Genomic DNA, 13,757 nt, shown 5'->3' with positions numbered 1-13,757 from the left:
GTGTAGTCTCGCGCCATGACCACCCGAACCCTCTATCTTGTCAGTCCCGCCGAAACCTGCGCGCTGGCCCAGCGCCTCGCGCCCCGCCTTGGCCCCGGCGATGTCCTGCTGCTGTCGGGCGGTGTCGGCGCGGGGAAAACCCATTTTGCCCGCTGCCTGATCCAGAGCCTCTTGCCCTCCCCCGAGGATGTGCCCTCGCCCACCTATACGCTGGTCCAGACCTATCCCGGACCCCATGCCGGGATCTGGCACGCCGATCTCTACCGGCTCACCCAACCGGGTGAGCTGGTCGAGCTTGGCCTGACCGAAGCATTCGAAACGGACATCTGTCTTGTCGAATGGCCTGACCGCCTTGGCGATCTTGCGCCCGGGAGCGCGCTCTTGCTCGACCTTGCCCCCGGGGACGCCGACGAAGCCCGCCGCCTCACCCTGCGCTGGTCCGATCCGCGCTGGACCTCCCGCCTCGAAGGGATTGCCGATGCCTGAGCGCAGTGTCGAAATCACCGCCTTTCTCACCTCCGTCGGCTGGGCTGCGGCCGAGGCGCGTCCCCTTGCCGGCGACGCCTCGAATCGTCGCTACCTGCGCCTCACCGCCCCCGGCGGCGCATGCGCGGTGCTGATGGATGCGCCCCGCGATCGCGGCGAGGACGTGCGCCCGTTCCTGCACATCGCGCGGCATCTTTCGGGCCTTGGCCTCTCCGCCCCCACGATCCTTGCCGAGGACGTGCGGGCCGGCCTTCTGCTGCTCGAAGATCTCGGCGACGCGCTCTTCGCCCGCCTGCTCGAACAGAGCCCCGGGATGGAGGCCCCGCTCTACGAGGCCGCCACCGATCTTCTCGTGGCCCTGCACCGCCATGCCCCGCCCGCCGGTCTTGCCAGTTACACGCCCGCGCTCATGGCCGAGCTCGCCTGCCTCGCGCTCGACTGGTATCGCCCCGGCGCAACAGGCACAACAAGCATCAGAAGAGATCAATTTTACGCTGAAACAGAGACTGTTCTGGCCACGCTCTCCGCTCTCGACACGGTGCTGATCCAGCGCGATTATCACGCCGAAAACCTGCTCTGGTTGCCCGAGCGTGACGGCATCGCCCGTGTCGGTCTGCTCGATTTTCAGGACGCGATGCGCGGCCATCCGGCCTATGACCTCGTCTCGGTGTTGCAAGACGCCCGCCGCGACGTGAGCCGCCCCTTGGCCGAGGCGATGATCGCCCGCTACATCGCCGGAACCGCGCAGGACACCGAGAGCTTCACAACCGCCTATGCCTGTCTCGGTGCCCAGCGCAACCTGCGGATACTCGGCGTTTTCGCCCGGCTTTGTCTGCGCGACGGCAAGGCGCATTATGTCGATCTCATTCCCCGGGTGTGGGCACATCTTGCCCAGGACCTGCGCCATCCCGCGCTTGCGCCCGTCGCTGCTCTGGTCGCGTCGGAATTGCCGGTCCCAACGCCCGAAATCCTTGCCCGCCTCAAATCCCGGTGCGCGGCATGACCCTGCCGGTGATGCTCTTCGCCGCCGGGTTCGGCACCCGCATGGGCGCGCTCACCGCCACCCGCCCCAAACCGCTGGTCGAGGTGGCAGGCCGCGCCCTTATCGACCATGCGCTCGATCTGGTGGACGCTTATGCCCCACCGCGCACCGTGGTCAATCTCCACTACCTGCCCGAGCAGATCCGCGCCCATCTCGCCGGACGCGACCTGCTCTTTTCGCACGAGACCCCCGAAATCCTTGAAACCGGCGGCGGTCTGCGCGCTGCGCTGCCACTCCTCGGCCCCGGCCCGGTCGTGACCATGAACACCGATGCGATCTGGCGCGGCCCGAACCCGCTCACCTTCCTCGCGCCGCTCTGGGATCCTGCGCGCATGGACGCGCTCCTTCTCTGCATTCCGCCCCAAAACGCCATCGGCCACAGCGGCGCGGGCGATTTCACGATGGCGGAGGATGGTATGCTTTCGCGCGGGCCGGGTCTTGTCTATTCCGGCGTCCAGATCATCGCGCCCGATCCGCTCCATACCGTCCCCGAGACGCGGTTTTCGCTTAATCGCGTCTGGGACCGGATCGCTGAAAATGGCCGTCTCTTCGGCGTCGGCTATCCCGGTCGTTGGTGCGATGTGGGCCGCCCCGAGGGACTCGCGCTGGCCGAAATGATGTTGGATTTGGGCAATGTTCGAGACTGAGTCGACCCCTCACGTCTTCGCGCTCGCCCCTGGCGTCGATTTCCCGCGCGCGCTCATCTACGGGCTGCGCGCACGGCTGCGAGATGCCCCGCCCGAGGCGCTGGCCCGCGTTCAGATCATCGTCAACACCCGCCGCATGGCCCGCCGCCTGCGCGAGATCTTGGACGAGGGGCCGCCCTGCCTCTTGCCGCGCATCGGCCTTGTCACCGATCTCGGCGAAAGATGGGATCTGGCGCATCTCCCGCCCCCCGCCCCGCGTCTGCGGCGACGGCTGGAACTGGTGCAACTCGTGACTGCGCTCATCGACCACCAGCCTGATCTCGCCCCCCGCAGCGCCGCATTCGATCTCGCCGACAGCCTTGCCACGCTGATGGACGAGATGCATGGCGAAGGTGTTGCACCCCAAGCCATCGACGCGCTCGACATCACCGACCAATCCGGCCATTGGGCGCGGATAAAATCGTTTTTGGGCATTGTCAGACCCTATTTTGATGCCTCTGCCACCGCGCCCGACCCCGAGACACGGCAGCGGATGGTGATCGAGCGGCTCATCGAACGCTGGCGGAGCGCCCCGCCGCAACACCCGGTGATCGTTGCGGGATCCACCGGCTCGCGCGGAACGACACAGCTTCTGATGCAGGCAGTGGCGCGGCTGCCGCAAGGGGCCGTTGTCCTGCCCGGTTTCGATTTCGACGCGCCCGCCGCCGTCTGGGAGGCGCTCGCGGATCCCGACACCTCCGAGGATCACCCGCAATTCCGCTTTGCGCGCTTCGCCAGGGGTGCGGGTATCGCCCCGACCGCGATCCGCCGCTGGGCCGACGCGGCGCCGCCAAATGCCGCGCGCAACCGCCTCTTGTCGCTGGCGCTCCGCCCTGCCCCGGTCACCGATCAATGGTTGCGCGACGGCCCCGCGCTCTCGGATATTCCCGCCGCGATGGAGGGCGTCACCCTGATCGAGGCGCAAAGCACCCGTCAAGAGGCGCTCGCCATCGCAATGCGCCTCCGCGAGGCCGCCGAGACGGGCACGACTGCGGCTCTGATCACGCCGGACAGGACGCTTGGGCGTCAGGTTGCCGCCGCGCTCGACCGTTGGCGCATCCGCCCCGATGACAGCGCCGGTCAGCCCCTGCACCTTTCGCCACCCGGTCGCCTTCTGCGTCATGTCGCCGAGATATTCGCCAACGGGCTCAGCGCCGAGGCGCTTCTGACCCTGCTCAAGCACCCCCTCACCCATCAGGGCGACGGGCGCGGCCCGCATCACCACCTCACCGCGCGGCTGGAATTGCACCTGCGCCGCCACGGCCCGCCTTACCCCGATGCCGAGAGCCTGCGCGCCTGGGGCGAGACCCGGACCGAGCCGCTTGCCGCCGACTGGGTGCGGTGGCTCTGCACCTGTTTCACCGGGCGCAACACTCCGGGCGACCGCCCGCTGGTCGAGCGCGTGACCGAGCATCTCCTGCTCGCCGAACATATCGCGCGCGGCTGCCGGGCCGAAGGCAGTGGCACGCTTTGGGAGCGCGAGGCAGGCGAAGAGGCCCGCGCCGCGATGGACGAGCTCATCGCCGAGGCACCTTCTGGTGGCCCGATTTCGGCAGTCGACTATGCGCATCTCTTCCACGCCCTCCTGCGACAGCGCGAGGTGCGCGACCCGCTCGAGCCGCATCCCCAAATCCGCATCTGGGGCACGCTCGAAGCGCGCGTTCAAGGCTGCGACCTGCTCATTCTGGGCGGTCTCAACGAGGGCACCTGGCCCGAAAGCGCCGCGCCGGACCCCTGGCTCAATCGCGCATTGCGCACACAGGCAGGACTTTTGCTGCCCGAGCGGCGTATCGGCCTTCAGGCGCACGATTTTCAGCAGGCCATCGCAGCGCGCGAAGTCTGGCTCACGCGCTCCGTGCGCTCTTCGGATGCGCAAACCGTCGTCTCCCGCTGGCTCAACCGGCTTCAGAATCTGCTGGCCGGTCTGCCGGATCAGGCTGGAACAGAGACGCTTTCAACCATGCGCGCCCGGGGTCAGGCCTGGCTTGCCCGCGCCGCCCAACTCGAGGAATCGGGTGCGGTGCCCCGCGCTCCACGGCCCGCGCCCTGTCCACCCGTAGCACTACGGCCCGACCGTCTCTCGGTCACGGAGATCAAGAGGCTGGTCCGAGATCCTTATGCGATCTATGCAAAACATGTTCTTGGCCTCAAGCCTCTCAATCCTTTGATGAGATTACCCGACGCGATGATGCGCGGAACCGTGCTCCATACCATCCTGGAGCGGTTCATCTCCGAGACGCGCAACGATCCTGTGCGCCTGAGCGCCGAGGCTCTTTTGCAGGTAACAAAGACTGTTCTGGCTGAAATGGTGCCTTGGGGAGAGGCGCGGGCGCTCTGGCTCGCGCGTATCGAACGGGTGGCGGAGTGGTTTGTCGAAGGTGAGACCGCGCGCCGCCGCGACGCGCGGCCCGCTGCTGTCGAAAGGCGCGGCACGCTCGCTTTGCAAACCCCGCTCTTTACCCTGACCGCCACAGCCGACCGCATCGACCTTGATCCGCACGGGCGCGCGCTGATCTACGACTACAAGACCGGCGCGCCGCCCTCCAAAAAGGAGCAGACTCATTTCGACAAGCAACTCCTGCTCGAGGCGGCCATAGCCGAGCGCGGCGGCTTTGACGACCTCGGCCCCCTGCCCGTGCTGCGCGCCGCCTATATCGGGATGGGAAGCACCCCCGGCATCGTCGAGGCACCGCTCGATGAGATACAAACCGCTCAGACCATCGCCGAACTGACCGAGCTGATCGCTGCCTATATGGAGCGGGACAAGGGCTACGTCTCCCGCCGCGCCCCGCGCAACGAAAAGGAGAGTGGCGATTTCGATCAGCTTGCACGCTTCGGCGAATGGGACATCACCGATCCTCCCAAACCCGAGTGGGTCGGCCCATGACCGACGCTGCCACCCTCGCCCAACTCGCCGCCGCGCGTCCCGATCAGTCCACGTGGTTATCGGCCAATGCCGGCTCGGGCAAGACGCGTGTGCTCACCGACCGGGTGGCGCGGCTTCTGCTCGACGGGGTCAGCCCGCAGCATATCCTCTGCCTCACCTATACCAAGGCCGCCGCCAGCGAGATGCAAAACCGGCTTTTCGCGCGTCTCGGCGATTGGGCGATGAAGCCGGATGAAGCCCTGACCGACGCTCTGCGCAAGCTCGGCCATCAGGGAACGGCGGATGCCAGCGACCTGCGCCGTGCTCGGCGTCTCTTTGCACAGTCGATCGAGACGCCGGGCGGGCTCCGGATCCAGACGATCCACTCTTTCTGCGCCAGCCTCTTGCGCCGTTTTCCGCTCGAGGCGGGTGTCACGCCGCAATTTACCGAGATGGATGACCAGACCGCGCGCCTGCTGCGCGCCGAAATCGTGGAGGAGATCGCCGCCGGACCCGACGCTGCGCTATTTTACGATGTCGCCAGGCACTATTCCGGCGAGACTCTCGATAAATTCACCCTTGAGATCCTCCGCCATCAGGTCGGCTTTGCCCAGATCAAGGACCCCGCCGCGCTCTGTGCGTTGTTCGGCCAGCCCCCGGATCTGAGCCGCGAAAGCCTCGCGGCGCAGGTTTTTCTCGGGTCCGAGCGCGCCTTGCTCGAGCAGCTTTTGCCGGGCCTGCGCGCAGGCTCTTCCAACGATGTGAAGGCGGCGGACAAGCTTGCGCGCATTGCCACGTTCGATTTCACCGCCTTGCCGATACTTGAGGATGTATTCCTGACAGGCAAGGCCGCAAAATCACCTTTTTCCGCGAAGATCGGATCGTTTCCGACCAAGGCAACGCAACAGTCCTTCGCCGCGATCATGCCGCAGATCGAGCAATGGATGGCCCGCGTCGAGACCGCCCGTGACACCCGTCTCGCGCTGCTCGCCATCGAGCGCAGCACCTCGCTGCACGCCTTTGGCGCGGTTTTCATCAGAGACTATTCCCGCGCAAAACAGCGTCGCGGCCTGCTCGATTTCGATGATCTGATCCTGCGTGCCCGCGACCTGCTGACCGATCCCGCCGTCGCCGCCTGGGTGCTCTACCGGCTCGATGGTGGCATCGACCATATCCTTGTGGACGAGGCACAGGATACCAGCCCCGCGCAATGGCAGGTCATCGAGCGTCTGGCGCAGGAATTCACCAGCGGGCAGGGCGCGCGCGGCGACACGCGGCGCACGATCTTTGTCGTGGGCGACGGCAAGCAGTCGATCTATTCCTTCCAAGGGGCCGACCCGCGAGAGTTCGACCGGATGCAGCGCGATTTCGCCGCGCGCCTTGCGGAGACCGATACCCCGCTTCAGAGCCGCGTTCTTGCCCACTCCTTTCGCTCCGCCCCGGCGATCCTCGCTACCGTCGATGCCACCTTTGACGATGCCGAAGAAAGCGGCTTTCTGCCGGATCAGAGCCACATCGCGTTTTTCGATTCCCTCCCCGGACGGGTCGATCTCTGGCCGGTCGTGCCCAAGCCCGACAAAGAGGACCCCCCGCCCTGGCACCTGCCCGTCGACATCCGGCACGAGAGCGACCCGGCGGTGATCCTCGCAGGCCATATCGCCGCGCATGTCCGCGCGCTGATCAAGGGGCGCGCGCCGCTGCCGGTGCGCGACGCTCCGGGTTCCTTTCGCCCCATCACGGCAGGCGATGTGCTCATTCTGGTGCGCCGCCGCTCCGCGCTGTTTCATGAGATCATTCGCGCCTGCAAGGCCGAGGGCCTGCCCATCGCCGGGGCCGACCGGCTCAAGGTCGGCGGCGAACTTGCCGTGCGCGACATCGCCGCGCTGCTCTCGTTTCTGGCGACGCCCGAAGATGACCTGTCGCTCGCCACGGCGCTGCGCTCGCCACTCTTCGGCTGGTCCGAGAATGACCTTTTCACCCTTGCCCAGGGCCGTGGCCCCCGGACCCTCTGGGAGGTGCTGCGCGAGCGCGACGAGCACCCCGAAACCCGCGCGATCCTTGACGATATGCGCCGTCAGGTCGATTTCCTCCGCCCGTTCGAGCTGATCGAGCGCCTGCTGACGCGCCACGACGGCCGCCGCCGCCTGCTCGCGCGTCTCGGTGCCGAGGCCGAAGACGGGATCGACGCGCTGCTCACTCAGGCGCTTGCCTATGAACAACGCGCCGTGGACAGCCTGACCGGCTTTCTCGTCTGGATGGAAACCGACGATCTCGAAATCAAGCGCCAGATGGACAGCGCCGGGAATCGCATCCGTGTCATGACCGTGCACGGGGCCAAGGGGCTTGAATCCCCGGTGGTGATCCTGCCTGAAACCGGTGCCTGGAAACCGCCCGACGCGCCCGAGATCGTCGCACATGACGGGATTCCGCTCTGGCGCGGCAAGACCGACCTCATGCCGCCGCCCATCTCCAGCGCCGTGGCGGCAGGCCGCGCCGCGCAGATGGCCGAACGCGACAGACTGCTTTACGTCGCCATGACGCGGGCAGAGACGTGGCTCATCGTCGCCGCCGCCGGTGATCCGGGAAGGGATGGGCTTGCCTGGCACGATCGGGTGCGGCGCGGAATGGAGGCGGTCGGCGCAACGGAGCAGATGCTGCCTACTGGCCCCGGATTGAGGGTTCAAACCGGTGTTTGGGCTGAAACGGTGTCTGAAGTTACGCAACGCGACTTGCCATCACAACCGCCCCTTGCACCGCTCTTTCAGACCCACGCGCCCTCTCTCGACCCGCCCAAGCCCCGGAGCCCCTCCGATCTTGGAGGGGTCAAGGCGCTGCCGGGTGAGCGCGGCCTTGACGAGACCGCTGCCAAGCGGCGCGGGCATCAGATCCACCTCCTGCTGGAGCTTTTGCCGGACCTGCCGCGCGCCGATTGGCCCGAGCAGGCCGCGCTGATCTTTGCATCGGGTCCCGACGCAGCCGGACCCGAGGAAACAACCCTCCTGCTGGCCGAGGCACAAAGGGTGCTCGACAAACCCGCCCTCGAACCGCTGTTCGGCGCAGACGCCCTCGCCGAGGTGCCGATTACCGCGCCTTGGGGCGAAAATCGGCTGCACGGTGTCATCGACCGGCTGGTCGTCGCCCCCGACCATATCCTCGCGGTCGATTTCAAGACCAATGCCGAGGTGCCCGAAAGCCCGGAGGACACGCCGGAGGCGCTTTTGCGCCAGATGGGGGCCTATGCCCATGCGCTCGCCCTCGTCTATCCCGGCCGTCGCATCGAAACGGCCCTCCTCTGGACGCGCACGGCCACGCTCATGCGCCTGCCACACGCTCTTGTGAGCCCGGCGCTTGCCCGCGCCACCGGTCCTTGACGCTGACGCCCGCGCTCCATAGGTTCGCGGCAAGTGTCCGATCATAGGAGAGAGCCAATGGCCACCGTCGCCGTAACCGATGCCACCTTCGATGCCGAGGTGAAGAATTCCGACATACCCGTCGTGGTGGATTTCTGGGCCGAGTGGTGTGGGCCCTGCAAACAGATCGGTCCCGCCCTTGAGGAACTGTCGACCGAGCTTGCGGGCCGCGTCAAGGTCGTCAAGGTCGATGTCGATTCCAACCCCAATTCCGCCGTTGCCATGGGCGTGCGCGGTATCCCCGCGCTCTTCATCTTCAAGGATGGCGAGGTGGTTTCCAACCGCGCCGGCGCCGCCCCCAAGGCCGCGCTGCAAAGCTGGATCGAAGACAGCATCTGAGCCACCGCTTAACGCATGTCAGGGGTCGCGCATGTCGCGGCCCCTTTTCTTTTGTCTGCCAATCGGCATGATCGCGCCATGACCCTGACCAATTCCGATATCGCAGACCTGACCGCCCTGCGGCATGAGCTGCACCGCCACCCCGAGATTTCGGGCGAGGAGGCCATGACCGCGCAGCGCATCGAGGTGGCGCTTGCCCCGCTTGCGCCCGATAGTCTCGTCACAGGGCTTGGTGGGCACGGGCTTGCCGCTGTCTTTGACGGATCCGCCCCTGGCCCCACTGTGCTTTTCCGTTGTGAGCTTGACGCGCTGCCCATCGAAGAGCAAAGCGCGCTGCCGCACCGCTCCACCGTTCCCGGCAAGGGCCATCTCTGCGGTCATGACGGACATATGGCGATCCTCATGGGCCTTGCCCGCATGCTGTCGCGCCAGCGTCCCGCGCGGGGCCGGGCCGTCCTCCTTTTTCAGCCCGCCGAGGAGACCGGCGCCGGTGCTGCATCAGTCCTTGCCGATCCGAAATTCGAGACCATTTCACCCGATTACGCGTTTTCCTTGCATAATATGCCCGGCTTGCCATTGGGCCATGTCGGCCTTGCGCCCGGTCCGGTCAACTGCGCCTCGCGTGGCATGGCCATGATACTGACCGGGAAATCCGCCCATGCCTCCGAGCCGGAAAACGGTGCCTCCCCGATGGCCGCCTTGTCCCGTCTCATGCCGGCGCTGACCGCGCTCAGCCATGGCACGACCGCGCGCCCGGATTATACCCTCGCCACAGTGACCCATGCCCAAATGGGCGCGCCCGCCTTCGGCATCGCACCGGGCGAGGCCAGGCTTTACGTCACCCTGCGCACGCTCACCGATGACCGCATGGCCGCGCTATGTGAGGCCGCCGAAACGCTCCTGGAGGAAACGGCACAGGCCCACAACCTCGGTGTCACGCACAGCTATCAAGACATCTTCGCCCATTGTGAGAACCACCCGGATGCGACCCTGATCCTGCGGAATGCGCTCGATGCGCTGGCCATATCCCACGACACGCGCGGCCTGCCCATGCGCGCGTCAGAGGATTTCGGGCGCTTTGGCCATGCCGCCTGCGCCGCCATGCTGTTTCTCGGCGCGGGCGAGGATCACGCCGCGCTGCACAATCCCGATTACGACTTTCCCGACGACCTCATTCCCATCGGCAGCCGCATTTTCGCGCAGATCGCGCGCGACCTTCTGGGTTGACCGCGCCCTTGCACCCCGCGCGCACCCCTTCCATATAGGCCAAGGCAAAACGGAGACCCCCATGAGCGATTTTCCCGGCTGGCACGGCACCACCATCATCGGCGTCAGGCGCGGCGGTGAGGTGGTGATCGCGGGCGATGGTCAGGTGAGCCTTGGCCAGACCGTGATCAAGGGCACGGCCCGCAAGGTGCGCCGCCTCAGCCCCGGCGGTCATCCGGTTGTCGCGGGCTTTGCCGGCTCGACGGCGGACGCCTTCACCCTGCTCGAGCGGCTCGAGGCCAAGCTCGAAGCGACGCCGGGCCAGCTCCAGCGCGCCTGCGTCGATCTGGCCAAGGACTGGCGCACCGACAAATACCTGCAAAAGCTCGAGGCGATGCTGATCGTCACCGACGGCGACCAGCTTTACGTGATCACCGGCGCGGGCGACGTGCTCGAGCCCGAACATGACATCGCCGCCATCGGCTCGGGCGGCAATTTCGCCCTCGCCGCCGCGCGTGGCCTTGCGGAAAACCCCGCCCTTACGGCCGAAGACATCGCCCGCCGCGCCATGGCCATCGCCGCCGATATCTGCGTCTACACAAATGGCAACCTGACGGTCGAGCGTATTCAACCCTGACCGGAGATCTTGGCCTCCATATAGGCGCGCAACACGGCGTTCATCCGCGTCTGATAGCCTTTGCCTTGGCTGCGGAAAAACTCGACAATATCGGGATCGAGGCGCAGCGAGATGAGCTTCTTTGGCATCGGCTCAACCAGACGCGCCTTGGACCAGTCAACTTCGAACTCTTGTTCCCCCTCATAAGGCGGGGAGTTCTTCAAGGCCTCCCAGTCCGTTTCGCCCTTAAGCTCGCGGGCCTCCTCCAGTGTGTAACGTCTGATATCGCTCTTGCTCATCCTTTCGTGCCCTTCTCGCCGTGATCAGGCGGACAGTATCGCCTCGCATTGTAAAGACGATGGCAATCAGCGTGTTCGCCAATGGCCCGATGGCGATGAAGCGGTCCTCTACGTCGCTTTTTGCAGTTAAAATCATAGGGTTTGCCAAAAGGACTTGTATGGCATCGGCAAAGTCGATCCCGTGCTTCCTTTTCGTCGCCACTCGCTTGGCTTCGTCCCATTCGAAATTCATGTCCGGCTCCGTTTGCGAGAATATTACCACTGCCTGCCATGATAGCCTTCTCGCCTCGCCGGTATCAGATGAAGAATTTCACATGAAAGATACACTTTGTAGCTACAATTTTCAACCCCTTCAAATCCCCCCCCACACTGCGTATCTCTGACGCAAACCGGTAAAGGATTCCTCAATGACCGACCTGACCCCGCGCGAGATCGTCTCGGAGCTTGACCGCTACATCATCGGCCAGTCGGGTGCCAAGCGCGCGGTCGCCGTCGCCCTGCGCAATCGCTGGCGGCGCAAGCAACTGCCCGAGGGCCTGCGCGACGAGGTCTATCCGAAGAACATCCTGATGATCGGCCCTACCGGCGTCGGCAAAACGGAAATCTCCCGTCGCCTCGCCAAGCTTGCCCGCGCCCCCTTCCTCAAGGTCGAGGCGACCAAGTTCACCGAAGTGGGCTATGTCGGCCGCGACGTCGAGCAGATCATCCGCGATTTGCTCGACACCGCCATCGCCCAGACCCGCGAGCACATGCGCGAGGACGTCAAGGCCCGCGCCCACAAGGCCGCCGAGGATCGCGTCATCGCCGCCATCGCTGGAGAGGATGCCCGCGACGGCACCCGCGAGATGTTCCGCAAGAAGCTCCGCGCCGGAGAGCTTGACGCGACCGTGATCGAGGTCTCGCTCGCCGATACCTCCAACCCCTTGGGCATGATGGACATTCCCGGCCAGCCCGGCGGTCAGATGGGCATGATGAACCTGGGCGAGATCTTCGGCAAGGCGTTCGGACAGCGCCGCACCACCAAGCGCCTCAGCGTCGCCGAGAGCTATGACTTGCTGATCTCTGAGGAGGCCGACAAGCTGCTCGACGACGAAACCGTGACCCGCACCGCCGTTGAGGCGGTCGAACAGAACGGCATCGTCTTTCTCGACGAGATTGACAAGGTCTGCGCCCGCGCAGAGACGCGCGGCGGCGACGTGAGCCGCGAGGGCGTGCAGCGCGACCTCTTGCCGCTGATCGAGGGCACCACCGTTTCCACCAAGCACGGCCCCGTCAAGACCGACCATATCCTCTTCATCGCATCGGGTGCCTTCCACATCGCCAAACCCTCGGACCTCCTGCCCGAACTGCAGGGCCGCCTGCCGATCCGGGTCGAGTTGCGCGCGCTCACCGAGGCCGATTTTGTCCGCATCCTGACCGAGACCGACAACGCCCTCACCCTGCAATACACCGCGCTGATGGGCACCGAGGAGGTCACGGTCAGCTTCACCGAGGACGGCATCGCCGCGCTCGCCCATATCGCGGCGGAGGTCAACCGGTCGGTCGAGAACATCGGCGCGCGGCGGCTTTATACGGTGATGGAACGGGTGTTCGAGGAACTCAGCTTCACCGCCCCCGACCGCTCGGGCGAGAGCGTGGTGGTGGATGCGGCGTTTGTGGAGAAGAATTTGGGCGAGTTGATGCGGTCGGCGGATTTGTCGAGGTATGTTTTGTAGAGGGGGGAAGCTGCACACAGGTGCCAAGTATTCGTCCCCGATGGTACACTTCTGCGCCCCCTAAAGCCGATGCTCATGTTGTATTAGTGAGCAAAGAACGGTCATCGTCCGCTTGCTGACGAAGCGCAAAGCCGCTATTCCTTTAAGAAGTTTAAAAGAGACGTGCACATGAGCATCGCGATCTATTGTGACGAATCTTGCCATCTAGAGCATGATGAAAGCACAGCCATGGGCTTGGGCTCAATTTGGACGAACCGCAGTTCTGTTCGCCTACTTTCAGCACAACTTCGTGATATCAAGCGGAGACATAACGCGAACGGGGAATTGAAATGGACCAAAGTGTCGACCTCTCGGATTGATTTCTATCAAGAGGTTGTTGATTGGTTTTTTGACAATGACGCCATCCATTTTCGGGCGCTGATCGTGCCAGACAAAAGACTTTTGGATCACGACACTTTCAATGCTGGAAGTCATGATGCATTTTATTACAAGATGTTTTTCTCCCTGCTTAATAAGATTATTTCACCTGTCGAACAGAACGAGATTTACATTGACATCAAGGATACAAGGAGCAAATTTAAGGTTCAGAAACTTAAAGAGGTCCTGTGCAATGATCGTTATGACTTCACGGGTGAAAGGATCTCCAAGATTCAGCACGCTCGGTCGCACGAGCTGGAGCTTATGCAGCTCACTGACTTGTTTTTGGGAGCGCTTGTTTATGCTCAACGTGGGCTAGATTCAAGCCTTGCAAAGATGGCTATCTGCAAACGCATTGAAGCCAAGCTTAAACGGTCTTTGCTAGTTTCAACACCTCTGAGCAACCAGAAGTTCAACATTTTCGTCTGGCGTCCGAGGGTGAACTGATGCCTTTGCCGCCAATGATAGACACCGATGGAAACTGGGAAGACGTTGTTAGTAGACTCGATTCGGAGTTTACTAAAGTTTTTCGATGCAATCCGCGCAGACAGTTCGAAGGAAAGCCTATTGTTTACAACTCATCGATCAAGGACGGTGACATAGAGGAGGGCGTTTGGCACGTGATATCCAAAGGCAACCCGAGGCTATTTGATCCTGAGCGTGCGCGCCGCCTAT

The 13,757-nt window shown here is 64.3% G+C and carries 12 protein-coding genes; 10 read left to right on the top strand and 2 right to left on the bottom strand.

What is annotated here, in order from left to right:
• Nucleotides 1-15: 15 nt before the first annotated feature.
• From tsaE to hslV, 8 genes are all read left to right on the top strand, one after another.
• Nucleotides 16-486, top strand: a complete 471-nt coding sequence (gene tsaE / locus ACSSV8_RS11855; RefSeq protein ID WP_454282565.1) for a tRNA (adenosine(37)-N6)-threonylcarbamoyltransferase complex ATPase subunit type 1 TsaE — start codon at nt 16-18, stop codon at nt 484-486.
• Entirely contained in the window at nt 479-1,489 is a 1,011-nt protein-coding gene (locus tag ACSSV8_RS11850; RefSeq protein ID WP_454282564.1) for an aminoglycoside phosphotransferase family protein, read from the top strand. The genes tsaE and ACSSV8_RS11850 overlap by 8 nt, the downstream gene beginning before the upstream one ends.
• The gene (locus ACSSV8_RS11845) at nt 1,486-2,175 is read left to right on the top strand and encodes a nucleotidyltransferase family protein (protein ID WP_454282563.1); all 690 of its coding nucleotides are present in this window, start codon (nt 1,486-1,488) and stop codon (nt 2,173-2,175) included. Before ACSSV8_RS11850 ends, ACSSV8_RS11845 begins: the two co-directional genes overlap by 4 nt.
• Entirely contained in the window at nt 2,162-5,101 is a 2,940-nt protein-coding gene (gene addB, locus ACSSV8_RS11840; protein ID WP_454282562.1) for a double-strand break repair protein AddB, read from the top strand. Before ACSSV8_RS11845 ends, addB begins: the two co-directional genes overlap by 14 nt.
• Nucleotides 5,098-8,451 (top strand): double-strand break repair helicase AddA, encoded by a 3,354-nt coding sequence (addA, locus tag ACSSV8_RS11835; RefSeq protein WP_454282561.1) that lies wholly within the window; start codon nt 5,098-5,100, stop codon nt 8,449-8,451. The genes addB and addA overlap by 4 nt, the downstream gene beginning before the upstream one ends.
• Nucleotides 8,452-8,508: 57 nt before the next feature.
• Nucleotides 8,509-8,829 (top strand): thioredoxin, encoded by a 321-nt coding sequence (trxA, locus tag ACSSV8_RS11830; RefSeq protein ID WP_354537782.1) that lies wholly within the window; start codon nt 8,509-8,511, stop codon nt 8,827-8,829.
• 78 nt (nt 8,830-8,907) lie between these two features.
• Nucleotides 8,908-10,056 carry an amidohydrolase gene (locus ACSSV8_RS11825; protein WP_354537781.1) on the top strand — a complete coding sequence of 383 codons (1,149 nt, stop codon included), beginning with the start codon at nt 8,908-8,910 and terminating at the stop codon, nt 10,054-10,056.
• A gap of 61 nt (nt 10,057-10,117) precedes the next feature.
• Nucleotides 10,118-10,672, top strand: coding sequence for an ATP-dependent protease subunit HslV (hslV, locus tag ACSSV8_RS11820; protein WP_454282560.1), 555 nt, complete (start codon nt 10,118-10,120; stop codon nt 10,670-10,672).
• On the opposite strand, the gene ACSSV8_RS11815 is transcribed toward hslV, so the two are convergent.
• Nucleotides 10,663-10,950 (bottom strand): BrnA antitoxin family protein, encoded by a 288-nt coding sequence (locus ACSSV8_RS11815; RefSeq protein ID WP_354537779.1) that lies wholly within the window; start codon nt 10,948-10,950, stop codon nt 10,663-10,665. The genes hslV and ACSSV8_RS11815 overlap by 10 nt on opposite strands.
• On the bottom strand, nt 10,898-11,182 hold the full coding sequence (locus ACSSV8_RS11810; protein ID WP_354537778.1) for a BrnT family toxin: 285 nt from the start codon (nt 11,180-11,182) through the stop codon (nt 10,898-10,900). The genes ACSSV8_RS11815 and ACSSV8_RS11810 overlap by 53 nt, the downstream gene beginning before the upstream one ends.
• A 175-nt stretch (nt 11,183-11,357) precedes the next feature.
• Here ACSSV8_RS11810 and hslU point away from each other — a divergent pair, with 175 nt between their 5' ends.
• Together hslU and ACSSV8_RS11800 are read left to right on the top strand one after the other, a co-directional pair.
• The gene (gene hslU, locus ACSSV8_RS11805; protein WP_454282559.1) at nt 11,358-12,665 is read left to right on the top strand and encodes an ATP-dependent protease ATPase subunit HslU; all 1,308 of its coding nucleotides are present in this window, start codon (nt 11,358-11,360) and stop codon (nt 12,663-12,665) included.
• 168 nt (nt 12,666-12,833) lie between these two features.
• Complete coding sequence (locus ACSSV8_RS11800) at nt 12,834-13,529, top strand: DUF3800 domain-containing protein (RefSeq protein ID WP_354537776.1); 696 nt, start codon at nt 12,834-12,836, stop codon at nt 13,527-13,529.
• Nucleotides 13,530-13,757 lie beyond the last annotated feature (228 nt).

Source organism: Roseovarius sp. MBR-79 (assembly GCF_053628555.1).
This window is presented reverse-complemented; position numbering and strand designations above follow the sequence as displayed.

What these genes read in the sequence shown, in the direction of transcription:
- tsaE (WP_454282565.1), top strand. Translation starts at nt 16, where the DNA reads ATGACCACCCGAACCCTCTATCTTGTCAGTCCCGCCGAAACCTGCGCG.
- ACSSV8_RS11850 (WP_454282564.1), top strand. Translation starts at nt 479, where the DNA reads ATGCCTGAGCGCAGTGTCGAAATCACCGCCTTTCTCACCTCCGTCGGC.
- ACSSV8_RS11845 (WP_454282563.1), top strand. Translation starts at nt 1,486, where the DNA reads ATGACCCTGCCGGTGATGCTCTTCGCCGCCGGGTTCGGCACCCGCATG.
- addB (WP_454282562.1), top strand. Translation starts at nt 2,162, where the DNA reads ATGTTCGAGACTGAGTCGACCCCTCACGTCTTCGCGCTCGCCCCTGGC.
- addA (WP_454282561.1), top strand. Translation starts at nt 5,098, where the DNA reads ATGACCGACGCTGCCACCCTCGCCCAACTCGCCGCCGCGCGTCCCGAT.
- trxA (WP_354537782.1), top strand. Translation starts at nt 8,509, where the DNA reads ATGGCCACCGTCGCCGTAACCGATGCCACCTTCGATGCCGAGGTGAAG.
- ACSSV8_RS11825 (WP_354537781.1), top strand. Translation starts at nt 8,908, where the DNA reads ATGACCCTGACCAATTCCGATATCGCAGACCTGACCGCCCTGCGGCAT.
- hslV (WP_454282560.1), top strand. Translation starts at nt 10,118, where the DNA reads ATGAGCGATTTTCCCGGCTGGCACGGCACCACCATCATCGGCGTCAGG.
- ACSSV8_RS11815 (WP_354537779.1), bottom strand. Translation starts at nt 10,950, where the DNA reads ATGAGCAAGAGCGATATCAGACGTTACACACTGGAGGAGGCCCGCGAG.
- ACSSV8_RS11810 (WP_354537778.1), bottom strand. Translation starts at nt 11,182, where the DNA reads ATGAATTTCGAATGGGACGAAGCCAAGCGAGTGGCGACGAAAAGGAAG.
- hslU (WP_454282559.1), top strand. Translation starts at nt 11,358, where the DNA reads ATGACCGACCTGACCCCGCGCGAGATCGTCTCGGAGCTTGACCGCTAC.
- ACSSV8_RS11800 (WP_354537776.1), top strand. Translation starts at nt 12,834, where the DNA reads ATGAGCATCGCGATCTATTGTGACGAATCTTGCCATCTAGAGCATGAT.